Raw genomic sequence first — 23,754 nt, forward strand, 5'->3', positions numbered from 1 at the left:
TAAAAGCCTCCCTAGCACCTGCTCCGGCAGGAATAGCTAGGGAGGCTTTAGGTTTTAGCTTTGGATTTTTCGGGCAGCTCTTAAATGCCGTACCCGAATTTGCAGAGCGATAGCGGCCAGGATAACTGAAGCGAAGGTTCCCATCAGTACCCCGAGGGAGCCAGCTTGGGTAAGTTCCGCGTTCCCTCTAAAGGCCAGGTGGGAAATCAGTAACGCTACCGTGAATCCAATACCCGCGGTTATGGAAACCGGAAGCACATCGCGCAACCCCACGCCCTCGCCTAGAGTCAGGGGAGTTACCTTGGTAAATAAAGCTACGGAACCGAATATTCCGAGCACTTTACCAAGCGGCATCGCCAGCATTACTGAAAGCGCAATCGGATGAGTAAGCACGTTTAGGGGACCTCCGGCCACATCCACCACGTTTACCCCGGCAGCGAAGAAAGCGAAAATCGGCACCGCCAGTCCCGCGCTGAAGGGGTTAACGGATTCAGTTAAACGTTCAGTTTCTGGTTCACTCTCGCCGGAGAGTTGTTTGGCAGGAACCGTCATTCCTAGCAGCACCCCAGAGATTGTGGCGTGCACTCCCGAATCAAACATGAAATACCAGGTCACTATCCCTAAGGGGACTAGAATCCACCAGCGACCCCAGCGTTTTTGGGCTAGGAAACCGAAAATCGCGGCGCAAACAAAAGCCAGCAGTAGGGAAATAAAATTCATTCCCGTGGCATAGAAGATGGCGATCACCAAAATCCCGCCCAGGTCATCGGCGACTGCCAGGGTTAGCAGGAAGGTGCGGGCAGCTTGCGGCAGGCCGCGTCCAAAGATCTGCAAAATTGCCACTGCGAAAGCAATATCAGTAGCGGTGGGAATCGCCCAGCCGTGCCAAGCATTATCGCCAGAAATGGCGGTTCCGATTAGATATACACAGGCTGGGCCAATCATCCCGAATATCGCAGCAATAATCGGCATAGCGGCAACTTTAATGTTATGAAGTGACCCCACTGCAAACTCTTGTTTGAGTTCTAGTCCCACGGTGAAGAAAAACAGGGTCAAGATCCCGTCCTGTGCCCATTCATGCACCGATAGGTGTAACCCTAAGGAGCGCGGACCAAACTCGAAGTTAGACAGCGCCATATAGCCTTCCCGTACCGGAGAAGGGGCGTTCGCCAGGATCAGCGCCAAGATAGCGGCCGAGACCAAAATCATACCGGCCACAATGTCATTTGCTAACACTCGTTTAATGGAGGTAGCGACCCCATGGGGAGCAGCATCGTTGTAATCTTTGGGGGAAGGAGCCGCTAAATCCTGGTAGTCAGGGGGGCTAACCAGTTCTTCCACTTCTTTTTCTAGCGGGAAATAATGAACATCCCGCCCTCCCGGTGTCTTTGCTAGTCCTTTGTTTTCGTCTCCATGTTTTTCTCGCATGGCACCATGCTAGCGGTTATTCATTTCGACAATCAGGAATGCCTGAGGTTTAATATGGAGTGACGCTTTACAAAAGGCTTTCACTTTTGGTAAAACAAAACTTGGCCGGTGCGCACTAGCGCAGGCAGGGAAGAATAAATTCCCTGGTAAAGCCCCCGTAGCCCAATCGGTAGAGGCAGCTGACTTAAAATCAGTCCAGTGTCGGTTCGAGTCCGACCGGGGGTACAACTCATTATTCTTACCGGACTCATCCAGAAAGTTTTAAGAAACATTAACTAATAATTTGATTAGTGGCCATACTTCCACCTGTGAAAAGTTTCAGGGTGCAACTGCAGAAGTTGAAAAAAGGGAGTGGCTGGTAACGGAATAAGGAGAGATCTAGATGGCAAATCCGGTTATGAATCAAGTAGGCGAGCAGATGCGTCGTACTCCCGCCGGCTATCCCGAAATGCCTGGGTACCAGGTGGGAGGGAACGCGCAGCCGGCTAATCCCAAATATCCCCAGTCCGCCACTCCCGGTGGCTATTCCCAAACTACTTTTGACCAAGGCGAGCAAATAGGCCAGCCGCAGCGAGTTACTCGCCCCATGACCCTGGATGATGTGTTGGTGCGTACCGGTGCAAGTTTTGGGGTAATGGTACTGGCCGCGGCGGTGTTATGGTTTTGGGGAGTAAGTGACTTAGCGGCGAATGCGGGCACTATGCTCACTATTTCTTCAGTTTCCGCTTTGGTGGCTTTCGCGCTGGTGTTGGTCTCTTCCTTCCGCCGTAAACCCTCTGCCGCGGTAACTTTGGGCTATTCCTTCTTTGAGGGACTGTTTATCGGCGGGGTTTCCGCGTTCTTCGAATACTCCTATCCCGGGATCGTAGTGCAAGCCTTGATTGGGACAGTGGCTGTATTCGTTACCTGCCTGGTGCTATTTAAGTCAGGACTGGTGCGGGTTAACTCGAAGTTTATGAAGATCTTGCTGCTGGGCATGGTATCAATCGTGGTTTATCGGTTATTGGCGATGGTTCTGGCGATGGTTACCCCTGCCAGCGCGGTAGGCAACATTGATCAAGTCACGGTACTGGGAATTCCCTTAGGGCTGTTAGTCGGGCTATTCGCGGTGATTTTTGGGGCAATGTCCCTGATCTCGGACTTTGATATGGTTCGCGAGGGCGTACGCCTAGGGGTAGATAAAGATATGTCTTGGAGCTGCGCTCTCGGGATTATGGTTACGGTGGTGTGGCTCTATGTGGAGATCCTGCGAATCCTGGCGATTCTAAGAGACAACTAAATAAAAACTTTACTTCGGGGCGACTACAATAGGGCTAGTCGCCCCGAAGTACTTTTAGGGAGGAAATAGCTGTGCCGGTGATCGTAAGAACCCCCACTTTGGTTGATGCTGCCGGCGCGGCGATGGCACATCGCCAGATTCTAACCGAAACTCTCGGGACTAAAGCTCTGGATTCTTTTTGGGACACGCATACCGAAGAGGATCTACTCGCTTATTGGCATCAGCAGATTTTACAGACTAAAGGGCGCCAAATAGCCTTTGCTTCCCGGGGACGCCAAGTTGTGGGCATGGCCTATGTCACCCCCTCACCTCAAAATGATCACCAGTTGGGACGGGCTCCTCGCAACCTGGATATTGCTTTCTTCGGGATTATCCGCTCAGCATATTCTGAAGATATAGCCCAACGCCTCTTAGACTATGTTCTCGATGCCGATACCCCGGCTCAAGCCTGGGTGTTGCGTTCAGATCAGGAGAAACGACGTTTTTTACGAGTGAATGGCTTCACTATGGATGGGCTGAGCATCGTTGATGACGATTCGGGACAAGTAATTTCTAGAATGACCCGCTAGCGAAGCCTCAAAGTGGCGATAGTCGGTAATCGGGGGTTTGCAAGTATCGAAGCTAGGCAAGGCGGCTCATTTGGAAACTAGCTTAAGAGCGCTGCTAATCTTGTAGTATGAACTCTCGTCTCGAACGAATTCGGCAAACAGGCCGCAAGTTGCTAAGCAACCTTTCACATCCCCAGCCAGAGAAAACCCCCTCCCAGCTGGATATCGAATCCTATAACCAGGATCTATCGGAAATGAAAGCAGAGTCTAATCCCGTATCCGATGAAGAGGCGGTACCGTTCACCTTACGAGTCGCGGCAGATTGGTCATGGCGCCTATTAGTAGTGGGCTTGGTCTTTGGTGCTTTTCTATATGTCATCTCTAAATTCCAAGTGATTATGGTTCCGGTAGCTATTGCAGTTTTGCTATCGGTGCTATTAGAACCGGTCTTGCGGCTACTATTTGTAAAACTAAAATTGCCGCGCACCTTGGCGGCGGCAGTAACCCTGGTTATCGGGTTGGGAATCGTGACCGCGATGATCTCGATTTCCACTACCCAACTGGCTACGGAACTACCTAACCTAATCAGTCGCACCAAAGAAGGCGTAGACGAAGGGATTAGTTGGCTGGCCACCGGCCCGCTGAAAATGGACACGGAGACTGCCTCGAAACTATGGGAGCAAGCTCAAAGCCAGATCCAAAATTACGCTCGTGATAATGCCTCTTGGCTGGCATCTAATGCTTTAGGAACCATGTCTGCAGTGGCGGGAGCATTTACCGGGGCGCTTACTGCTTTGTTTTGTTTATTCTTCTTTCTCAAAGATGGCCGTAAAATCTGGCAATGGTTTTTGCGGCTGCTTCCGCGTTCGACGCGTCACCCCTTAAACGAAGCAGTTATTCGCGGCTGGGTTACTCTCGGTGCCTACACTCGTACCCAGTGTTTAGTAGCCGCGATTGATGCTATTGGTATTGGTGGTGGTGCCTACCTGATTGGGGTGCCGCTGGCTATTCCCCTGGCGATTTTGGTGTTCCTAGCGGCTTTCGTGCCTATTTTGGGTGCGATTCTCTCCGGGATGATGGCAGTGGCGATCGCGCTGGTAGATAAAGGTTTCACCACCGCTATCGTGATGCTAATTATTATTTTGGTAGTACAGCAAGTCGAATCCAATCTTTTACAACCGGCTCTAATGTCGAATGCGGTCAGTCTGCATCCAGTGGCAGTGCTGCTAGCGGTAGCAGGTGGCGGTGCCGCTATGGGAATCGTGGGTGCGGTCTTCGCGGTTCCGATTTTAGCTTTCCTGAACACTACCGTGCTTTACCTGCGCGGTTATGACAGCTTTATTCGCCTCAACTACCAAAAGGATCGTCCCGGCGGACCTCCCGGATCTTTAGATCGTGAACTAGCGGAAGCGGCTCGACCCAGTGAACAGAATCTATCGGAAGCTCGCCAGGCGAAGGCGGAAGCAGAGCAGGATACGCAGCGGCATACGCCTCGCGAACATGCGGAGCAAGCCGAACAAATACAAAAGGAGATTCAAAGCACTCTGTCGGAGTTTTCCAGTGCCGATCCTAACCAAATGCTTCCCGAGGACGCTAAAACTGATTTTGAGGTAGGGGCGACCACCAAAATCAAAAAAGTTGCTCTGGCAGAACAGGCAGCTCGCCAAGAGGATCAGAAGGCAGGGGAGGTATCCCCGGAAACAGGGCAATCGGAAGCATCCGATAGCAAGGACTAAGTTTTACTTGCCCAGGCGCCGTTCCCGCAAAGCGAAGTCACGCAGAGCGCGGTAGAAATCGATTTTGCGGAAATCGGGCCAGAAGGCTTCACAAAAATAGTATTCCGAATGGGTGGACTGCCACATTAGGAATCCCGACAGCCGCTGCTCCCCAGAAGTGCGAATCACCAAATCCGGGTCTGGTTGTCCAGCGGTGTAGACATGCGAAGTTATTTCGTCGACGGATAGCTCCCTAGCAACAGTTTCTAAGGTTGCGCCTGCCTGGGCTTTTTCCAGTAGTAGGTGGCGTACGGCCTCGGTAATTTCTTCGCGTCCCCCGTAGCCAACCGCGATATTTACGGTCAGGGGAGAATCGGTACGCGTTTGAGATACCGCCTGCTGCAAACGCTTTTGTACCTGATCCGGTAGGAGAGAAAGATTCCCTAATAACCGCAGGTGCCAGCGGCCAAGAGAGGCAATCTGTTCTACCACGGTGCATATAATGTCAAAAAGTTTAGTGAGTTCATCCCCAGAACGTCGGAGATTATCGGTAGAGAGCATCCAAAGAGTAACTACCGGGATCCCTACTTCTTCACTCCACCCTAAAAACTCGAGAGCCTTTTCGGCGCCAACTTTATGCCCGGTTTCAGATTGCTCTCCGATTTGGTGAGCCCAGCGCCGATTACCATCGAGAATTACCCCCACATGGCGTGGCAACGATTCAGTAGGCAGTGCCTTTTCTAGGTTGCGGGCATAAAGTCGATAGACCAGATCTGTAAGGTGAGTCAAGCTTGCTCCTTTAAGGTTAATAGTTGGATTTTACCCCTATGGTGCGTTGTTGACAGTATTGATCCCCTAGATTAGCGTAGGTGGACGGAAAGTATTCTGCCGTAGCTTTTGAGGCTAGGACAGGTCTCTATCTGACCTGAGGAGGACGGATGGCACCTGATGAAGGCGCGTATACGCAGGTGAAAAAACGGGTATCAGATTCTTTGAGTGTTTTGCCTAAACCCAAAATGCGAGGGTGGATCCACACCGTTACCGTTCCGCTGTCCCTAGCTGCTTCCATTGTGCTGATTTGTTTAGCCAATACTGCTAATGAACGCTGGGCATGCGCGGTTTATTTAGTTTGTTCCTTGCTGCTTTTCGGGGTTTCTGCGCTGTATCACCGCATCGATTGGGGCAAACGTGCCCACTCCGTGATGCGCCGCTTCGACCATTGCAATATTTTCTTATTGATTGCGGGATCTTATACCCCGATAGCAGTCTCCCTCTTGCCGTACTCGCAGGCGCGAAACCTGCTAGTACTGGTATGGCTGGGCGCCTTGGCCGGAATCTTGCTCTCAGTTTTTTGGCCAGATGCGCCCCGCTGGCTATATGTTCCGATCTATATTTTGCTAGGTTGGGTAGCTCTGGGATATATGGGACCGCTACGTGAGGCCGGGGGGCTAGCCGTGATCTGGCTGTTAGTTGCAGGGGGACTCTGCTACTCGATAGGAGCAGTTTTTTACGGGCTGCGCTGGCCGGGTAGAAACGCTCGCTACTTTGGCTACCACGAAATTTTCCACGCCGGTACAGTGGCGGGGTGGACTTGTATTTGCATTGCCGCATATTTCGCGGTTTTGGCTTGATCTGAGCGTTTATGCTGGCCAGGGCATTTAATTATCCTAATAGCAACTTTACCGGCAATTTGTTACACTGATACCTGCTGTTTTACTGACCGCGCTCGGCGTGGTCAGTCTTTTGTTTTATTAGCTAAGGAGAACACGATGGCCGACAAGACCTGGATGACCCAGGAATCATATGATCGTCTAAAAGAAGAGTTACGCCATCTCGAAGAAGTAGAGCGCCCGGCAATCGCCCGTAGAATTGATGAAGCTCGTCAAGAGGGTGACTTAAAAGAAAACGGTGGCTACCATGCTGCTCGGGAACAGCAGTCTTGGAACGAAACTCGGATTCTGCAGCTAAAAGAAATCATGGAAAATGCGGAAGTGGGCGAGCCTCCGGCCGATGACGGCATTGTAGAACCCGGTATGGTTGTGAAAGCTACCTTAGGCAGGCGGGAAGTGAACTTCTTGATGGGGTCGCGCGAAGCCAGCCCGGATGTAGATATGGATGTTTATTCCCCGGATGCTCCTTTAGGTCAAGCAATTTTGGGACATAAAGTGGGCGAAGTGGTCGATTATCAGGCTCCTAATGGTAAAACCATTCAAGTTAAGCTACTGGAGGTAACGCCCTACCAGTAATCGGGGCTAACAACAGTAGGGGGTCTTTCGGGAAGTAGTTACTGGCTACTCTACCTTTACCCACCGTCGCGCGGCCGGTGAAGTGATAGCTAGGATTGCCAATACCGATAAGGTGGTGGAAGTGATCCAAAGGGGAGTGCCGGAAGCGCCTTCGATCCCTAGAGACTCCATCATTCGCACAAAAACGGTTGCGGTTAGCACCAAGAGCAAGCCTAGCCGCATCCATTTTTGGTGAAACAAAGTACCCACGATTAAGACCGCGAGCAAGAGCGCTAACGCCATGAAACCGTAGCCCGCCAGGCGGGTTTGGTAAAAGGCAAACCCTAATTCATCAGCGTATTTTGGGTTGGTAGCCAAGATGTAGCCAACTGCCGCCAGCTCTAGGGCATGTAGAACCGTCAAAGTAATTCCACAGGCCAAAGAGGTGGCCGGTACTTGGCGGTCGCGCACTAGTCGGCGCTTGTTTGTCTTTTCTGCCTGGTCGCGGGAAGAACGCAAATACCCTTTATGCTGCAAAGCTAGATTCTCGTGCGGATTTAAATGCTCTTCACTTACCAGGTTGGCTTCAATCACCGGCATGCTGCCATCGGTTTGCACCCGGTCGCCTCCCCCGTTGCGGGAGTGATAGGCACTAGTGGCATCGGGAATCACGTCCACCTCTACACTGGTGCAAGCTTCGCGCACGGTGTATACAACATGGTCACGTTCAATATCGATGTTTTCGTCAATCTTGTGAGTGATTTGCAGAGTGAAAAGCGACAGGCCAACCGCTTTATCGAAAGTTGCTGCTGCCAGCCAATCTACCTGGATCCCTCCCGGTAGTTTCCATCCTTCGGGAACTTTCCAAAAACGCACATGGTGGCGTTGACTGGGGTTGCCGTCTACCTCCTGTTGATAGGCAAAATCTTGTTTGCGGCCAAAAAGATAGAGAGGCGAAACTGGCGCCGCTGGATAAGAGCGCTTAAAAACACTGGCGAAAACAATCTTCCAAGAAGAAGAAAGAGTGATCTCATCAGCCATTGTCCAACCGGCTGCCTGCATCGCCAGGTGAATATCATCTTCTTCTCCCAGCCAAGCCAGGTTAATGGGATCCCCCAAAATCCCGTCCCCAGTTTTAGAACGCCCAATGTAATAGTCCGGAACGTAGAGCGAAGACATTATTTGATGCAGCCTAGGCAATGCCAAATAAGCTAAAAGCACCCAGAAAATGGTTAAATAAACCAGAATTACCAGGGAAAACTGGAAACCATGTTTTAGTAGTATCCAAGCTAAACGTACGGTTAAGACCGCCGCGATCACCACAAAAATGTAATCGATGATCTGGTAGACAGTTAGGGGAGCAGATCGGTGATACTTTAGCTTTTGCCCTAATTCAAAGGGTAGGTGTTCGTCAGTTTGCCCCTTATGTTCCCCAGCAGAGTCTTCTTTAGTAGTAATCGCTAGGACACCCTCGTTTGAGCTCTCCGGCAACGCTTCCTTGACTGCGGACTTTAGTTCCGGCCGGTTATCGCTGGTTTCCATGGCTTATTCACTTTTTTTCGTCTGTTCCAAACGCTGCTTGGCTTGATCTAAAAAGGATTGACAGTGACTCGCTAGCTGCTCTCCCCGCTCCCACACCTTTAAAGACTCCTCCAGACCGAGTTTGCCCGACTCCAACTGGCTAATCGCGGACACTAGTTGTTCGCGCGCCTGTTCATAGGAAAGTTCTGCCACCGGAACTTCCACGTTTTCTTCACTCATCATTGCCTCCTAAGCTTTTTTCTGATTTGTACCAAAAACTTTGGTCACCGCTGTTCCATCTGCGAAAATCGCTTCTAAAAGATCGCCTTTAGTTACCTGCGAGACTGAGTTGATGACTCCGCCAGAAGGAGAACGCAAAATACTGTAGCCGCGTTCCAAAATTCCTTGGGGCGAATAGGCTTTCAAAGCATCCCGCCATCCAGCAAGGGAAGTAAGCTGGTTTTCTAGCTGCGTTTCAAATCGAAAACGTAGTCGCTGACTCTCTAACGCCAAAGAATGTTCCTGAGCAGCAATAACCGCGCTGGGATCGGCTAAGACAGGGCGGGCGCGTAACTGGGCTAACTGCCCTAAATGTTGATCTAAGAGGGCGAGCATTTGGGTGCGCAAACGGGAGCGGGCGCCCTCCAGTCCTAAGGATTCTTCTTGTAAATCCGGCACAATCCGCCGCGCCGCATCGGTCGGGGTAGAAGCCCGATAATCAGCCACGAAATCTAGCAGAGGAGCGTCCTCCTCATGCCCGATGGCGGAAACTAGGGGGGTACGTGCCGCAGAAGCTGCCCGAACCAAAGATTCCTCAGAAAATGGCAGCAGATCTTCGACCGCGCCGCCCCCGCGGGAAATCACAATCACTTCCACCTGGGGGCTGGCATCCAGCTCCTTAAGCGCCCTAGTTACCTCCGTAGCGCAGGTGGGTCCTTGCACTGCCACTTCCTGCACTTCGAATTCGGCAAGTGGCCAACGCGCCAAGGCATTTACCATCACGTCCTGTTTGGCTTTAGCATTGCGCCCCACGACCAAACCGATTCTGCGGGGAATCACTGGCAAAGGTTGCTTGTTTTCTTGGGCAAATAGGCCTTCGGCTGCTAGTTTTTTGCGCAGTGCTTCAATCTGGGCAAGCAGGTTACCCACCCCGACAGTATGGACTTCCTTTGCCATCAGGGAAAGAGAACCTGATCCCTCATAAAAATCCGGTTTGGCGTGAACAACTACTTGCGCGCCCTCGGAAAAGCTAGTCCCTAGCGAATCAAGTACCGTAGGCCAGCACTTCACGGTCATCGACGTGCTTTGGTCGGCGTCGCGCAGGACAAAGAAAGCCATGCGCGCACCCGGACGTTTTTTATATTCGACTACTTGCCCGCTTACCCACAGCGGTGACATTCGGTTCACATATTTTTTGATATTAGCGGTCAGCAACGATAGTGGCCACGGGTTATCCCGAGTAGTTTGGGCGGCCGTGGGAGCCAGCGGTGTTTGCGAACTCTGAGGATTTGTACGCACCGCTCTATTCTACCCATAGCGACTAACAAACAGTCGCTGGTTCGGTGGGATGGAAAATACCTTAGTAGGATAGGGGGCGTGGCGAAAAAGAGAGTATTGCTGGCATCCCCGCGTGGTTACTGCGCGGGCGTAGATCGTGCGGTCGACGTGGTAGAAAAAGCCTTAGCCCTGTATGGAGCCCCAGTTTATGTGCGTAAAGAGATTGTGCATAACAAGTTTGTAGTAGAGCAGCTGAGCGCTAAAGGTGCGCGTTTTGTGACCGAACTAGATGAAGTTCCCACCGGTGCTCGGGTCGTGTTTTCCGCCCACGGAGTATCGCCGGTGGTGCGCGAAGAAGCCAAGCGTCGGGGACTGAAAACCGTCGATGCCACCTGCCCGCTGGTGACTAAAGTGCACCGCGAAGCCCTACGTTTCGCCAAAGCGGACTATGACATTGTTTTGGTAGGACATGAAGGTCACGAAGAGGTTGAAGGCACTCAAGGGGAAGCCCCCGACCATATTCAAGTAGTGGGAGATCCGGAGAGTGTAGACCAAGTGCAGGTGCGCGACCCGGAAAAAGTGGTGTGGCTGTCGCAAACTACTTTGAGCCTAGATGAAACCCGGGAAACTGTGGATCGGCTGCGGGAGAGATTCCCAGGGCTCAGCGATCCTCCCAGTGAAGATATTTGTTTTGCCACTCAGAACCGGCAGGGGGCAGTAAAAAAGATCGCGGAAGCCGCCCAGGTTGTCATTGTCGTGGGTTCGGCAAATTCCTCGAACTCGGTGAGGTTGAAAGAAGTTGCCCTCGCGGGGGGAGCAGAGCAGGCCTATCGCATTGATAAAGCTTGTGAGATGGAAGAATCTTGGTTTGCAAAGGTAGAAACCGTGGGGCTGACCTCGGGGGCTTCGGTGCCAGAAGTACTGGTAAAGGAAGTTTTGCAGCAACTTGCCCACTGGGGTTTTGCGGACGTGGAAGAAGTAGAAACTGCCCGGGAAACAGTAACTTTCGCGCTGCCTTTACCTTTGCGTAAAGAACTGACAGAAGCCGGAATCATTAAGACTAATAACCGCCGGCGTACTAACGATCCGGGGCACACCTGCTAGAGGCACGCATGCTGACCTCGCTACCCTTTGTTATTGTCATTTGTCTGGCAGCTGGTGGTCTACTACTTGCGTTGCCGCAGATGATTCGCAAGCCAGGACATTGGCTACGCTCAGTTTTGGTGGTCTTATTGGTAGCTATCATCCAGGTAGTGGCAGTGGGGCTGCTGGTTAATTTACCGATGCAGTACGTGTCTACCCCTGCTGAGTTGTGGCAGATGGTCAGCAATCAGCAAAACAGCAAGATAACTATCAGCGATACCCAACGGGGATCCAAAATAGCCGCCAAGGAATCTGGGGGAGCAGACAAAGGTGCGTCCTCTTCCTCGGAAAAACTAAACCCTTTGACCATGCCGGCTTTACCAGGGCAAGAAGCCTGGATACCGCGCTTTAAGCCCCTGTCGAAAGGGCGGCAACTGACGGTGTTTTCTGGACCGAAGTCTGGGGTAAAAGAGCAGGTGATTGTGTGGACACCACAGGGGTATGATCCTGACGATAAAACCACTACCTATAACGTTTTAGAGTTTATCCACGGTTATCCGGGATCTCCGGTATCAGTCGCCCTCGCCCTCGATTTTTCTTCCAACCTGCAAAAAGCAATCGATAAAGGAGAAATAGCTCCCACTATCGTGGTTATTCCGGAAGGAAACGTTAATCGCGAAGTTCCTACCTGCGCTGATGTAAAAAACGGGGAGCAAACTGCCACCTGGCTCAGTTTCGATGTTCCCAAAATGGTGCGCTCTAGCTTCCCCAATGTATCCGATAAGCGAAAAGACTGGATGATCGCCGGCAATTCTTCCGGAGCTTATTGCAGTGCTCGCTTGGGTATGCTTTACGGAGATGTTTTTGGAACTAGTGCCGTGCTTTCTGGTTACGATCAGCCGATTGTGGGATCTTGGGGAGGACGTAACGGTGTCACGTTCACCGCTAATACCCTGTCGTCTCTAGTGGGTAAACCCCGTAGCTGGCCACTAAATATGTATGTTTTTGGGGCGCAACTAGATCGCGACGCGCTACACCTAGCGAAAAATCTGTCCCGAGCCTCCTATCAGGCCGGTGATCGGGTGGAACTAAAAAATACGGCAGAGGGCGGGCATAACTGGGCTACTTGGCGCGAGCAAATGCCAGAACTTTACCGCTGGTGGGAGCAGATGCGAAATAGTGATACCCCTAAGGATGTGCAGCTTAAGGGTACTGATTCGGCGCTGATTCCGGAAGCTTCCCCGGCACTATTTTCTCTTATGGGGTGGGGGAGCATTACAGTCGCCGCTGTGGTAGCAATCTTGGCGTTGATGGCGTTGATTCACCGGGTACCGAAAGTGATGAAAACTGGCTCTCGTGCTGGCTATTTACGTGCCTTGGTGGGATCCATAGCAGCGATGCTGTTGGTGATATTGGCGGTAATGCTCCCTATAAACCGTCTAGGGGAGTTCTATAGCTCGCTGACAGAGATTGTGCAGACTATTACCGGGGCTATCTAGCGGGGACAATATAGAGGGGCATCTAGCGGACGCCGTTTAGGAGAAAACCTAGCGGGGGCATGGTCGGTAACTGAGTATTATTGCGGCTAGATTTCTTGGTGCTTTCGCCCTTCGATAGGGTAGAGACGTGGCTTTAACAATTGGGATTGCAGGATTACCTAACGTTGGTAAATCAACTTTGTTCAATGCGCTCACCCGCGCAACCGTGTTAGCAGCGAATTATCCGTTCGCGACTATTGACCCCAACGTGGGGGTGGTGCCGCTGCCGGATCCGCGCCTGAAAAAACTAACCGAAATGTTTAATTCGGCGAAAACTGTGCCCGCCACGGTTTCTTTCGTTGATATTGCGGGAATCGTAAAGGGCGCCTCCCAAGGGGAAGGGCTCGGTAACCAGTTTTTGGCAAATATTAGGGAAGCTGACGCGATTTGCCAGGTAACCCGGGTGTTTAGCGACCCTGATGTGGTGCATGTAGATGGCAAGATTGATCCGGCTTCCGATATTGAAACTATTTCTACCGAACTGGTTCTCGCTGACCTGCAGACTCTAGAAAAAGCGGTTCCCCGCTTAGAAAAGGAAGTCCGAGGACGCAAAACCGAACCGGAAGTACTGGCAGAAGTAAAGAAAGCCCAGGCGATTTTAGAGGACGGAACGCTGCTATCTGCCCACGATGAACTGGATAAAGAACTGCTGAAAGAATTCCAGTTGATGACTTTAAAGCCGTTCATCTATGTGTTCAATATGGACGCGGACCAGCTACTAGATGAGAGGCAACGCCAAGAATTAGAGAATCTAGTTGCGCCAGCGAAAGCGATTTTCTTAGATGCCCAGTTCGAAGCGGATCTAGTAGAACTGGATGAAGAGGACGCGCGAGAAATGTTGGAGGAATCCGGGCAAAGCGAGTCCGGCCTTGACCAGTTAGCCCGGGTAGGCTTCGATACTTTGGGGTTGCAAACTTATTTGACGGCTGGGGAAAAAGAGTCCCGCGCCTGGACGATTCGAAAAGGCTGGACGGCTCCCCAAGCTGCTGGGGTAATTCACAGTGATTTCGAACGTGGATTCATTAAAGCCGAGATTATCGGGTTTGATGAGCTAGTGGAACTCGGGTCTATTCACGCTGCCCGTGATGCCGGAAAGCTGCGTCAAGAGGGCAAAGACTACGTAATGCAAGACGGAGATGTAGTGGAGTTTCGTTTCAATGTAACCTGAGGCGCGCTAGTGTTAGCGGCATGACAACACGTGCTGCTATTTACCTCCGTATCTCGCTCGATGCTGCCATGGACGGCCTCGCCATCGACCGGCAGCGCCAGGACTGCGAAGCCCTTGCCGAGCAACGCGGCTGGGACGTCGTGCATACCTACGTCGATCAGTCGATCTCCGCGTCGAAGAAGGACGTGGACCGCCCCGACTACGACGCGATGGTGGCGTCCTTTGAGCGCGGCGAGATCGACGCGATCATTTGCTGGGACCTCGACCGCCTCACACGGCAGCCCTGGCAGCTCGAAGAGTGGATCGACAGGGCAGAGGAGCAGGGGCTGAAACTCGTCACTGCGAACGGTGATGCTGACCTTGCCACCGACGGCGGCAGAATGTACGCGCGCATCAAAGCAGCCGTGGCACGCGGCGAGATCGAGCGAAAGAGCATGCGCCAGTCTCGTGCGCAACAGCAACGCGCCGAGCAGGGCCGCTGGTACTCCGGCGGTGTGCGCCCTATCGGCTACACCTCCACCGGCGAGATCATCCCGTCCGAAGCCGCCGCCGTGCTCGGGATGTTCCGCGCTGTCGAGCGGGGCAACTCCATGCGCGATATCGCACGTGCCTTATCTGGGGTCGATCAGCCGGGCTTGCCGGATATCCCGACCACGCCGCGCCATATGCACACCGTGGTTACAGAGCGCAACGCTCGACGCCGCGCTGCTGGCCAGGAAGAAAAGCCTGTTCCCGACGCGCAGCCGTGGGCCTATACGTCGTTGCACTCGATCCTGCGCAATCCCGTGTATGCCGGCTACTCCACGTATAAGAAGGCCAAGCGCAAAGGCGTGAAGAACAAATACCGCCGTGTCACGCATATCGTCCGCGACCCCGATACCGGCGAGCCGGTGAAAGGGCAGTGGGAGCCGATCGTCACACCCGATCTGTGGTGGCGTGTGCAGAACGTGCTCGATGATCCCGACCGGCTGACCAACAAGGAGCGGCGTAATACTCGCCGCCATCTTGGCTCGGGTCTGTATGTCTGCGACGAGTGTGGCAATCCCGTGCGCACGCATGCCGACCGCTACCGCTGCGCGGCCTGTGGCTTAGTGCGCACGCATAGCGTCGATGATTTTGTGCTCGCCGTGATCCGCGCCCGCCTTGGTCGTGACGACCTAGCAGACCTGTTGCCGACTGCGGATGACGACGAGGTCGACGCCATCGACGACGAACTCGCTGAGCTTCGCGCAAAGCTCGCCCGCGTCCAGGCTGACTACGACGAGGAGCTTATCGAGGCCCGTGACCTCAAGCGCGCGCGAAACCGTTATGAGCCGCAGATCGAGAAACTCGAAACGCGCCGTGCCCGCCTTGCTGGCGCATCGGCGCTGCTCGACACAACCGGCTACGCCTCGCCCGTGGACGCCTTCGACAACGCAGAGCTTGCCGTGCAGCGCCGTGTCATCAACACCCTGTGCCAGGTGCGCCTGCGCCGTGGCGTGCGCGGAAGCAAGACCTTTAACCCCGAATCAGTCCAGATCGTGTGGAACTAGGTTGCAGTGTGTGACACGTCAACAATCGCGCGCATGTGCTGCGACGCGCGACGCTCCTACGAAGGAACGCCACGGAGCCGGCAGTTCGGGGGAGATCTGCCTTCGTGTATCGGGGGTGACACTGCTCAACCGTGGCGTTCGGGGAAAGTATTACACGACTGTTTCCACCCCGCATGTCGAGCGCCGAAAGCAAGAACCCGGGTTGTACGGTAGCGGTAATTTGCGTTTTTGTTACACGCCGCGTTTCACGCAACGATCCCGGGCGGCTTCGCATCCTGCCATGTGTACATCGTTACATCTCAGGGGCGAGATGTGGAGGATCGGCCAGACTTGGATAGGGAGTGCCCGCATGGCAAACGAGCGGATTACAGAAGACTTAGTCGATGAAAAGCTCCGCAACCTCGGATATTACGAGGATGCAGAGAAGATCATCGTTGAGAAGCAGCAATCCGCCATTGAGCTGGTTCGCAAGTCTTTGTCGAAGGCGTCGAAAACTGGCGGCGGCGGTGGTGGTTTCCCGGAGTTCATCATCACTGCCCCCGACACCCCCGACATGATCGTGGTTATCGAGTGCAAGGCAGAGACACGTTGGCACGAGTCGGAAAATCGTGATCGCCCTAAAGACTTCGCGGTTGACGGTGTTCTGCACTACGCAAGTTTTCTGACACACAAATACACCGTGATCTCGATTGCAGTCTCGGGCACGCCTGCACATAGTGAATGGTCCTTCTTTGTCACCACCAAAGGAGAGAAGGAAGCACGCCCGCTTAAGGCCCCGAGCGGTGCAGCGATTACCGAACTTGTCAGCCTTGATGACCTCATTACCGCCGCATCGTTCGATCCTTCTGTTCAGGCAAAGCGAACAAAAGACCTCATTTCGTTCTCTCAGGAAATGCACGCTTTCATGAGGGATGAAGCGGAGCTAGAAGAGAAAGAGAAGCCTCTCGCCGTCGCGGGTAGCCTAATCGCGCTCAACGACCCTGTCTTTGCAAAGACCTACGAAGCATATGGTGCGAAAGACTTGCCCGACTTCTGGATGCAAACGATCCAGAAAGTCATCGGGTCTGCGCAAATCCCGTTCGCCAAGATAACGAACATGACCCAGCCGTTTACTGGCATCCAAGTGCACCCAGAGCTGGGTAAAGCTACCAAAGCCTATCCGCAGGGCTTGTTACACGAAATCGTGACCCTGCTTGCGGAGAAGGTGCTGCCCTTTATCACCGTTTATCACGACTTCGACGTTGTGGGAGCTTTCTACGGTGAGTTCCTGAAGTACACAGGCGGTGACGGCAAAGGGTTGGGGATTGTACTCACGCCGAAGCACATCACTGAGCTGTTTAGCCTGCTTGCCAACGTCGATAAGGACAGCATCGTGCTTGACACCTGCGCTGGTACTGGAGGCTTCCTAATCTCGGCAATGAACCAGATGGTCCGTACTGCGATCACGCAAGACGAGATTGAGTCGATCAAGAAAAACCAACTGATCGGCGTCGAACAAAACCCGAGCATGTACGCCCTAGCGGCTTCAAACATGATCCTGCGCGGTGACGGGAAGGCCAACCTCTACCAAGGGTCTTGTTTTGACACCGCCATCACCAAAGGCGTCAAGTCCCACAAAGCGACAGTTGGTTTGATTAACCCGCCTTACGCCAAAACTAAGGAAGACCTGCACGAGCTGCGATTCGTGGAACACATGCTTGATTGTCTCACTCCCGGGGCGATCGGTATTGCCATTGTCCCTATCTCGTGCGCAACTGCGCCTAGCATCCGCAAGCGCAGCCTCCTGAAGAACCACACACTGGAAGCAGTCATGTCAATGCCACCGGAAGTCTTTTACCCGGTTGGTGTCGTCACTTGTGTGATGGTGTTTACTGCACACATTCCACATGAAAGATCTGACCGGAAAAGCTGGTTTGGTTATTGGCGCGAAGACGGGTTCGTCAAAATTAAGAATCTCGGCCGCGTCGATCGAAATGGAACCTGGCCAGAGATACGCGACCACTGGGTTGAGATGTTCCGTAATCGAGAAGTCAAGCCTGGTGAATCTGTCATGCAAAAGGTGGATGCCGAGGATGAATGGGTCGCGGAAGCTTACATGGAAACGGACTACTCGACTCTTACCCAGTCGGACTTCGAGAAGGTCCTTCTCGACTACGCACTGTTCACCTTGCGCGGGGTCGATATCGAAGAAGGCGGGGACGCGTGACTCGCCAACCTTTAGGTGACCTATTTCATGTTGAGTACGGAAACAAACTCGACATGAACAAGATGACACCAACCGATCCACGGACAGGCATCGCATTTGTAGGACGAGTGGGTGGCCTGAACGGAAAATCAGGTGTCTCCGGGTACGTCGAGGCACTACCTGACCTGACCCCTTATCCCACAGGTTTAATCACAGTTGCCCTCGGAGGGTCGCGACTGCTGTCTTCCTATGTTCAGCAGCGCCCGTTCTATACAGCTCAGAACGTGGCAGTCCTTCGTCCAAAGCGAGACACCATGAGTCTCAACGAGCGTCTCTTCTACGCGATGTGTATTCGCAAGAACGCCTTTCGTTATAGCGCTTTCGGAAGGGAAGCAAACCGCACTCTAGCGACTATTGAGGTTCCCACCGAGATACCCGATTGGGTCGAAATTAGTGAGGTTCCGACTCATGAGGGGCTTCGGGCAGCTACAGGCGATCCCGTGGCTTTGACCGACCCCAGTGGCTGGTGCGATTTCCCGATAGAACAGCTATTTGAGATCAAGAAGGGTAAGCGAGTCACCAAAGCAAATAGGCAACCGGGAACAACACGTTTCATAGGTGCTTCGGACAGTAACAATGGGATTACCGATTGGAGCGCGCTTGAACCACTCTTCCCCGCAGGGACCATCACAGTTCCCTACAACGGATCGGTTGGTTATTCCTTCTACCAGGATCAACCGTACTTCGCCTCAGACGACATTCAGGTGTTAATCCCTAAACAAGAAGTGTCCTACTGGGCAATGCTGTTCATCTCAACCATGATTCGTCACGAGAAGGACCGATTCACGTATGGGTATAAGTGGAATTTGGCTCGAATGAGGAAGATGACACTTCGGTTGCCAGCTGCACCAACCGGGAAGCCTGACTGGGATTACATGGAAGGCTTTATGCAAGGATTACCGTTTTCTGCCGCGATCACTGGTGAGGTGGGTGTCTAACGCTCATCGGTTACGCCTACGTTCCAACCTCCAAGCAGAGACAGTAGCTCGACACTCAGCGTGACCTTCTTGTCCAGCGCACCCGTGAGGGCGTGGCGCACGCCCGCGCCCAGGGCAGGGTCGCCGGCCCCAAACCGAAGCTCGACCAAGAACAAGCCCAGATCGCCAAGGAGCTTATTGAGGGCGGCAAGTCCGTCAGTGCAGTAGCCAGGACATTCAACGTCTCGCGGCCGACGATCTATCGCGCTCTCAAGCGCATCGAAGCCGACGCCTAAGCACAGGCTGCGTCGCTAGCGCTCGCACCCGGCGAGAAGGCACCAGGCTGCGCTAGCGACGCCCGGCGCACAAAGGCACTGTACTGCTGGGATACGCCTGCGACCGGCAGAGCCGGGCCGAATACGGGATTGACCACATACACCCCGTATTCGTGCAAAGGAGCACTGCCATGTCCACTCATTCCCACACGCTTGCATCTCACGGCGAGATCCTTGCGAACCTCCCCGGCATCCTCGGCTTCTACCCGAACAACTCGCTGATCCTCGCGTTCTTCGTCGACGACGAGGGCGTCGACACCGTCCGCCTCGGCCCGGTCGCACGGTTCGACCTGGACGAGGCCGTGGAGAAGCTCAACGAGAGCCGCGAGCGGTTCGCAGCGTGGGTCCACCACCTCGAACTCGACGCAGTTATCGCGTACATGATCAGCGATGACATTGCGCAACCGGTCTTCGACGAGACGGCCACGTACCTCACCAGCGGGGCAGTGCACCTACCGCCGCTGCTCGGGGTGGTGCAGGTGCCCGAAATCGTCACCGGGGCCGCGTGGTGGTCTGTGTACCAGCATCCGCTCATCGACGAGCCACGCCACGGCGTTGTCGGCGAGGTCGCCGCATCGGCGGCGCTTCAGCAGATGCTAGAGCACACCGGAGAGCTGCCGGAGCCGAGCAAAGACGACATCGAAGCACGGTTGAACAGCACCGATCACGGCATCTACGCTGCCGAGCACGCCGACATCATCGAAGACGCGCTGGCGTATATCCCGCCCATGTTCGCGGACGTGCTGCAGCGTGAATACGAGCAGGCGGCGGCAGGGATCACCCAGCCGAGCACTCGTGCTGTTCGGTCTGCGCTGAAATGCTTCACCACGCCGCGCTTGCGAGACACGCTGCTCGCAGCGCTGCTCGATGAGCCGCAGGCTGGCCTTGCGTTCATAGAGCAGGTTATGCGCGCTGTCCCGACCAGCTGGCCGGGGATGCGGGCGCAGCTCACCGCCACTGTTGCCGTGCTCGCTCACGCCACAGGCCAGCCGGGACTAGCTGGCGTGGCTGCGCAGCGAGCCACCGAGATCGGACCAGACGAGAATTTCCCGTCTCTGGTGGCCAAGCTGACCGACATTGGCCAGGGCGAGCGGATGGTCGAACTCGTCCGCGAGGGCGCTGAGAAGACCCGCACGATCTTGTTCACCGAGTAGCACCACACACCCCGTTGCAGCGATGCAACGGGGTTTCTTTTTCTCGCGGGGCCGTGGCCAGCAGAGATGCACACCTAGCGGGGCGGGGGAGAACCCCCTAGACAGCAGAGCTGTCTCCAACAGACGGATTGACCATCCATCCGAACAAGGAGGCACCTGATGCGCGACATCACCCACACCGACCTGGAACTGCTCTACCAGCTCGCCGACGGCATCGACGGCGAGGACGCCGATCCGGGCGCAGCACAAGAACTGCGCGACCTAGAGGCGGCAGGCACACCGCTGCCCTGGGCAGTGCTGTAACGACAGCTCAACCCCCGCAGCGGCAAAGCCGCTGCTTAAGTACCCAAATTGCACGGCAAATCACACCCACTCACGTAAGGAGAACCATCATGTCCAACCCCTTCAACAACGGCACCATCGTCGGCAACGCAGCTCGCGCACCCAAGCTGTTCGAGCACGCAAACGGCGGCGCGACGGTGAAGCTCAGCGTCTATGCGCGCAACACCTTCAAGAACAAGTCCACCGGCAAGGTGGAAAGCGAGATCGTGGAGCTGACCGGCTACGTCCAGGACGCCGCGAACCCCGGTGTGTTCGGCTGCATCGGCTCCGGCGATCGCGTTGCGGTGAGCTACTCGCTCAAGACCGACGTCTACACCGACAAGGACGGTGTGAAGCAGTACCCGCTGGTGGCGCGCATCGACACGGTGCAGCTGATCGATTCCAAGAAGGAGTCCGCTGCTCGCGCTGCCCGTCGCGGAGGCGAGGCGGCGACCGCCGCCCTGGCTGGCGCTGAGGGCGAAGAAGTACCGTTCTAACTACGAAACCCCGCAGGGAAACCTGCGGGGTTATTTTTTCAACCATTTCACACGCCAATTTGCTGCGAATCACTTGTGCAGTTTTACGGTGCAGTGGTGCGGTGCTTTTACTGGCGTTTCTGCTGCGCAACTCACTGCACTATGTAGTGTCTGTGACATTTCATTAACACGTAGGTTGCACTGTGTATTGGGCACCCATTTCATCGACACGTTTACTGCGCAATCAAATGCCCTGTCACTTTAATGACATGTGAATTGGGCAGTGAAGTGGTTTGTCATCCTATTGACACCTTTACTACGCAACAGAATGACAACGACATTCTGTCGGCCCTTCTACGGACATCTCTTCTGCGCAGCACATGCCCCGTCGTACACACCGACGTGCTGCGCACTATCTCCGCCACTCAACAGGCCAATTCACTGCGCAACGTAGTGACACCGGCCCCGCCTAGCCGAGATTTCTTCGATTTTCGCTGAATATCAGCCGTTTACCCGCCGCCAATGACCTACGACGCCGACGGCCCCCTGTTAGGCCCGCAGAAGGCCGTACAGGGCAGGGGAGAGCAGTGCTACAACTCCATACCGCCATCACGATCACGCTGCTGTTGCTGCTGGCGGCGCTTCTCGATGCGCTCGCGTGCACGCTGCTGCGCCCCGCCCTTCTTGCCTGAGGTCTGCGACTGCCTGAACAGCGTGTAACGCTCAAGCAACTCTGGGCTGCGATGCAGTTCTTGCACCAGGAACTTCTTATCCAAGTGCTCCAACTGTTGTCCTGACTTCACCGCTTCTTCGATGATGATGGCGGCTTCATCTTCGGCGTCCGTGTGCGCGTTGCGGCGGATCTGATCAGCCTCATCGCGGGCATCCTTGCGCGTTACTGCAGCGTCGCGTGTGGCCTCGTCGCGGATGCTCGTGGCCTCATCTCGTGCTTTGCTGCGGATCGTCTCGGCGTCGCGCTCAGCCTGCTTACGGGCCTCGTCGGTCTTGCGAGTGATCGTCTCTGCTTCGCTGCGAGCTGCGGCTGTAATATCGCCCGCCTTGGCCCGCGCAGTCTCTTCGGCTCGTTCGAGCAGCTCGTCTGCTTGCGCTTCGGCCAGGCCCAACTCCTGCTCAGCATCCTTGCGTGCTTCGCTGCGGATCTCTTCGGCTTCTTGCTCGGCCTTCTCGCGTGCTTCCTTGAGCACACGCTCGGCAACCTCGCGAGCCTGTGCTTCAGCATTCTCCTGTACGCGCTGGGCTGCTTCGCGGGCTTCTTGCGCCTGTTCAAGTTCCTTAGCAGCCTGCTCGCGGTCACGATCAATTGCGTCCATGTCGCGCTGCACGGATCGCTTCTTGACTTCCACATCATCCTCGCGCTTGGCGAGATCGCGCTCCCGGTCTTGTTGCTCGGTGTAGCGGTCGAGGTTGAGTGACTCGTCATGACGTTCGGAGACTTCTAGTTCCACCGGATAGCCGAGCGAGTGCATGTGTTCGCGCAGGCCCCGTTGCGCGTCGATGAACTTCTGGTTACCCGAGATCTGCTTGCCCTTCTTCGGGCCGGATGTGTACCGCACTGAGGTGTCAGTGTTGTACGCGATGCCGGGGCGGCAACGGAGCTTGTCGGGATCTTCGGGCTTCGGTGAGAACGTATCCGCCTGGAACTGGATGTGTGGCGTTGATTCGTCAAAGTTCATATCACCGCCAGCGACTGCGTCGATACCGCCGGGGATGAAGTTTTCTGCAAGCCAGCGCATTGACTCTTCGAGGTACTGCTTTGCTTCCTCGTAGTCGCGGGCGACATAGCGCGGACGTTTCACTTCGCGCCCGTCCACCTCACTGGTGTAGTAGTCGGGGATCTCCTTGCACATCGACTTCGGCAGATACACGACGAACAGCGACGTCTTGAAACTGTTCTTCTGCACGCGCACTCCGTCCATCCGAGGCGTCTACGGCCGCCACAGGGCCGTACAGCCGTGGCCCACAAAGATGAACCAATCGGGTCGCGGCGCTACACATTTACATCAACAGCTGCCGCTGGATCTGCTGCGAGCGGGCGCTCGCGAAACACACGTCGCTGGCGGTGTCCGTTACATGCGCTTGCGCGCATATGGTCGCCGCGAACGTGATACGTCTGCACCGATAGTGTGCTTGTGGCACGGGCCGATATGGAGTGTGTTATTCGACCCGTGTTGTTATCACCCGCAGCAGCATCAACACCGCCTGGCGGCGGATGGCTCGCTGCGGGATTTGGAACACCCTGCAATGACCGCCTGACGGCGGTGCCAGAGTGCAGGGTGTCGCTGCGCGCACCACGTAAACAATGTCGGTCTTGCCGTTCGGTTAGACACCTTGCGCTCGCAAGCTCGCTGCAGGTGTCTCGATGACGCGGGAACACGCCGCAAGCGGCGTTTCCACCCGTCATCGGCCCTTACTTTAAGACCGACATACAGTGGCTGACGCCGCATGTGGTGCGCACAGCGTGGCGACCTGCAGGTTTTGCGTAGGCACCATGTGCGCTTCGCGCATCAACGGGCCGTTTCGGGTAAGGGTCGAAGACCGCATTAAGACCCGAAACACGCAGGTCGCAGCCCCCTTCTGTGTCAAAACCCCTATATGTTTGTCGTTATAGGGGTAGAAGGGGGAAAAGGGCATAAGGGGGTGCGACGCCTCCGCTGCGCTCCGGCGCTCGGCATAGCCGAGGCACTGCACCGGGTATTACTACTCGCTGGCGCTCGCATAACCCGGTGCCCGGCGCTGGCGCGCCGCCCCCTA

At 54.7% G+C, this 23,754-nt stretch carries 22 protein-coding genes and 1 tRNA gene; 16 read left to right on the forward strand and 7 right to left on the reverse strand.

Translation table 11 applies throughout. The annotated features are described in order from the left end of the window. Positions 1–54: 54 nt before the first annotated feature. Entirely contained in the window at positions 55–1,428 is a 1,374-nt protein-coding gene (nhaA, locus tag ACZ5BI_RS03845) for a Na+/H+ antiporter NhaA (protein ID WP_464896683.1), read from the reverse strand. 151 nt (positions 1,429–1,579) lie between these two features. Here nhaA and ACZ5BI_RS03850 point away from each other — a divergent pair. From ACZ5BI_RS03850 to ACZ5BI_RS03865, 4 genes are all read left to right on the forward strand, one after another. Then, positions 1,580–1,653 (forward strand) — tRNA-Leu (locus ACZ5BI_RS03850). 157 nt (positions 1,654–1,810) lie between these two features. Beyond that, a complete protein-coding gene (locus tag ACZ5BI_RS03855; protein WP_464896684.1) occupies positions 1,811–2,707 on the forward strand; it encodes a Bax inhibitor-1/YccA family protein in 897 nt (298 codons plus the stop codon). Between the two features lie 71 nt (positions 2,708–2,778). Further along, positions 2,779–3,276: a hypothetical protein gene (locus tag ACZ5BI_RS03860; RefSeq protein WP_464896685.1), complete on the forward strand. Its 498-nt coding sequence runs from the start codon at positions 2,779–2,781 to the stop codon at positions 3,274–3,276. Between the two features lie 107 nt (positions 3,277–3,383). Beyond that, the gene (locus ACZ5BI_RS03865; RefSeq protein ID WP_464896686.1) at positions 3,384–4,991 is read left to right on the forward strand and encodes an AI-2E family transporter; all 1,608 of its coding nucleotides are present in this window, start codon (positions 3,384–3,386) and stop codon (positions 4,989–4,991) included. Positions 4,992–4,994: 3 nt separating this feature from the next. Here the strand turns inward: ACZ5BI_RS03865 and ACZ5BI_RS03870 are convergent, their stop codons facing one another. Beyond that, a complete protein-coding gene (locus ACZ5BI_RS03870; protein WP_024058965.1) occupies positions 4,995–5,759 on the reverse strand; it encodes an isoprenyl transferase in 765 nt (254 codons plus the stop codon). A 149-nt stretch (positions 5,760–5,908) separates the two neighbouring features. On the opposite strand from ACZ5BI_RS03870, the gene trhA reads away from it, so the two are divergent. Together trhA and greA are read left to right on the forward strand one after the other, a co-directional pair. Beyond that, entirely contained in the window at positions 5,909–6,601 is a 693-nt protein-coding gene (trhA, locus tag ACZ5BI_RS03875) for a PAQR family membrane homeostasis protein TrhA (protein WP_024058964.1), read from the forward strand. A gap of 138 nt (positions 6,602–6,739) precedes the next feature. Beyond that, complete coding sequence (gene greA / locus ACZ5BI_RS03880; protein ID WP_024058963.1) at positions 6,740–7,216, forward strand: transcription elongation factor GreA; 477 nt, start codon at positions 6,740–6,742, stop codon at positions 7,214–7,216. A gap of 45 nt (positions 7,217–7,261) precedes the next feature. Here greA and ACZ5BI_RS03885 read toward each other — a convergent pair whose 3' ends face one another. The 3 genes from ACZ5BI_RS03885 to xseA are packed head-to-tail and all read right to left on the reverse strand — an operon-like array spanning position 7,262 to position 10,234. Next, positions 7,262–8,737, reverse strand: a complete 1,476-nt coding sequence (locus ACZ5BI_RS03885; protein WP_464896687.1) for an LssY C-terminal domain-containing protein — start codon at positions 8,735–8,737, stop codon at positions 7,262–7,264. A 3-nt stretch (positions 8,738–8,740) separates the two neighbouring features. Continuing rightward, positions 8,741–8,959 carry an exodeoxyribonuclease VII small subunit gene (locus ACZ5BI_RS03890; protein ID WP_464896688.1) on the reverse strand — a complete coding sequence of 73 codons (219 nt, stop codon included), beginning with the start codon at positions 8,957–8,959 and terminating at the stop codon, positions 8,741–8,743. 6 nt (positions 8,960–8,965) lie between these two features. Further along, entirely contained in the window at positions 8,966–10,234 is a 1,269-nt protein-coding gene (gene xseA, locus ACZ5BI_RS03895; RefSeq protein ID WP_464896689.1) for an exodeoxyribonuclease VII large subunit, read from the reverse strand. A 69-nt stretch (positions 10,235–10,303) separates the two neighbouring features. Between xseA and ACZ5BI_RS03900 the strand changes: the two genes are divergently transcribed. The 7 genes from ACZ5BI_RS03900 (at position 10,304) to ACZ5BI_RS03930 (ending at position 18,992) form a co-directional block, all read left to right on the forward strand. Beyond that, entirely contained in the window at positions 10,304–11,317 is a 1,014-nt protein-coding gene (locus tag ACZ5BI_RS03900; protein ID WP_464896775.1) for a 4-hydroxy-3-methylbut-2-enyl diphosphate reductase, read from the forward strand. Between the two features lie 8 nt (positions 11,318–11,325). Next, complete coding sequence (locus ACZ5BI_RS03905) at positions 11,326–12,795, forward strand: alpha/beta hydrolase (RefSeq protein WP_464896690.1); 1,470 nt, start codon at positions 11,326–11,328, stop codon at positions 12,793–12,795. A 127-nt stretch (positions 12,796–12,922) separates the two neighbouring features. Next, entirely contained in the window at positions 12,923–14,002 is a 1,080-nt protein-coding gene (gene ychF / locus ACZ5BI_RS03910) for a redox-regulated ATPase YchF (protein ID WP_464896691.1), read from the forward strand. Between the two features lie 20 nt (positions 14,003–14,022). Beyond that, on the forward strand, positions 14,023–15,534 hold the full coding sequence (locus ACZ5BI_RS03915) for a recombinase family protein (RefSeq protein WP_038610812.1): 1,512 nt from the start codon (positions 14,023–14,025) through the stop codon (positions 15,532–15,534). Between the two features lie 349 nt (positions 15,535–15,883). Further along, positions 15,884–17,740, forward strand: a complete 1,857-nt coding sequence (locus ACZ5BI_RS03920) for an HsdM family class I SAM-dependent methyltransferase (protein ID WP_024058955.1) — start codon at positions 15,884–15,886, stop codon at positions 17,738–17,740. Continuing rightward, a complete protein-coding gene (locus ACZ5BI_RS03925; RefSeq protein ID WP_022865465.1) occupies positions 17,737–18,717 on the forward strand; it encodes a restriction endonuclease subunit S in 981 nt (326 codons plus the stop codon). The genes ACZ5BI_RS03920 and ACZ5BI_RS03925 overlap by 4 nt, the downstream gene beginning before the upstream one ends. Before the next feature lie 92 nt (positions 18,718–18,809). Next, positions 18,810–18,992, forward strand: coding sequence for a helix-turn-helix domain-containing protein (locus ACZ5BI_RS03930; protein WP_022865466.1), 183 nt, complete (start codon positions 18,810–18,812; stop codon positions 18,990–18,992). On the opposite strand, the gene ACZ5BI_RS03935 is transcribed toward ACZ5BI_RS03930, so the two are convergent. Beyond that, positions 18,989–19,174: a hypothetical protein gene (locus ACZ5BI_RS03935; protein WP_156005365.1), complete on the reverse strand. Its 186-nt coding sequence runs from the start codon at positions 19,172–19,174 to the stop codon at positions 18,989–18,991. The two genes, ACZ5BI_RS03930 and ACZ5BI_RS03935, sit on opposite strands and share 4 nt — an antisense overlap. Here ACZ5BI_RS03935 and ACZ5BI_RS03940 point away from each other — a divergent pair. The 3 genes from ACZ5BI_RS03940 (at position 19,163) to ACZ5BI_RS03950 (ending at position 21,003) form a co-directional block, all read left to right on the forward strand. Beyond that, entirely contained in the window at positions 19,163–20,185 is a 1,023-nt protein-coding gene (locus ACZ5BI_RS03940; protein WP_464896692.1) for a DUF4192 domain-containing protein, read from the forward strand. The genes ACZ5BI_RS03935 and ACZ5BI_RS03940 overlap by 12 nt on opposite strands. A 159-nt stretch (positions 20,186–20,344) precedes the next feature. Continuing rightward, positions 20,345–20,488: a hypothetical protein gene (locus tag ACZ5BI_RS03945; protein WP_016456431.1), complete on the forward strand. Its 144-nt coding sequence runs from the start codon at positions 20,345–20,347 to the stop codon at positions 20,486–20,488. Between the two features lie 89 nt (positions 20,489–20,577). Then, entirely contained in the window at positions 20,578–21,003 is a 426-nt protein-coding gene (locus ACZ5BI_RS03950; RefSeq protein ID WP_016456430.1) for a single-stranded DNA-binding protein, read from the forward strand. A gap of 569 nt (positions 21,004–21,572) precedes the next feature. On the opposite strand, the gene ACZ5BI_RS03955 is transcribed toward ACZ5BI_RS03950, so the two are convergent. Then, positions 21,573–22,919, reverse strand: coding sequence for an ATP synthase F0 subunit B (locus ACZ5BI_RS03955; RefSeq protein ID WP_040693938.1), 1,347 nt, complete (start codon positions 22,917–22,919; stop codon positions 21,573–21,575). Positions 22,920–23,754: the final 835 nt, after the last annotated feature.

The organism is Varibaculum sp. GTC20041, assembly GCF_055387755.1.

Excerpts from the sequence above, each read along its gene's own strand:
- nhaA (WP_464896683.1), bottom strand. The coding sequence starts at position 1,428 with ATGCGAGAAAAACATGGAGACGAAAACAAAGGACTAGCAAAGACACCG.
- ACZ5BI_RS03855 (WP_464896684.1), top strand. The coding sequence starts at position 1,811 with ATGGCAAATCCGGTTATGAATCAAGTAGGCGAGCAGATGCGTCGTACT.
- ACZ5BI_RS03865 (WP_464896686.1), top strand. The coding sequence starts at position 3,384 with ATGAACTCTCGTCTCGAACGAATTCGGCAAACAGGCCGCAAGTTGCTA.
- trhA (WP_024058964.1), top strand. The coding sequence starts at position 5,909 with ATGGCACCTGATGAAGGCGCGTATACGCAGGTGAAAAAACGGGTATCA.
- greA (WP_024058963.1), top strand. The coding sequence starts at position 6,740 with ATGGCCGACAAGACCTGGATGACCCAGGAATCATATGATCGTCTAAAA.
- ACZ5BI_RS03885 (WP_464896687.1), bottom strand. The coding sequence starts at position 8,737 with ATGGAAACCAGCGATAACCGGCCGGAACTAAAGTCCGCAGTCAAGGAA.
- ACZ5BI_RS03890 (WP_464896688.1), bottom strand. The coding sequence starts at position 8,959 with ATGATGAGTGAAGAAAACGTGGAAGTTCCGGTGGCAGAACTTTCCTAT.
- ACZ5BI_RS03905 (WP_464896690.1), top strand. The coding sequence starts at position 11,326 with ATGCTGACCTCGCTACCCTTTGTTATTGTCATTTGTCTGGCAGCTGGT.
- ACZ5BI_RS03915 (WP_038610812.1), top strand. The coding sequence starts at position 14,023 with ATGACAACACGTGCTGCTATTTACCTCCGTATCTCGCTCGATGCTGCC.
- ACZ5BI_RS03920 (WP_024058955.1), top strand. The coding sequence starts at position 15,884 with ATGGCAAACGAGCGGATTACAGAAGACTTAGTCGATGAAAAGCTCCGC.
- ACZ5BI_RS03940 (WP_464896692.1), top strand. The coding sequence starts at position 19,163 with ATGTCCACTCATTCCCACACGCTTGCATCTCACGGCGAGATCCTTGCG.
- ACZ5BI_RS03935 (WP_156005365.1), bottom strand. The coding sequence starts at position 19,174 with ATGAGTGGACATGGCAGTGCTCCTTTGCACGAATACGGGGTGTATGTG.
- ACZ5BI_RS03945 (WP_016456431.1), top strand. The coding sequence starts at position 20,345 with ATGCGCGACATCACCCACACCGACCTGGAACTGCTCTACCAGCTCGCC.
- ACZ5BI_RS03950 (WP_016456430.1), top strand. The coding sequence starts at position 20,578 with ATGTCCAACCCCTTCAACAACGGCACCATCGTCGGCAACGCAGCTCGC.
- ACZ5BI_RS03955 (WP_040693938.1), bottom strand. The coding sequence starts at position 22,919 with ATGGACGGAGTGCGCGTGCAGAAGAACAGTTTCAAGACGTCGCTGTTC.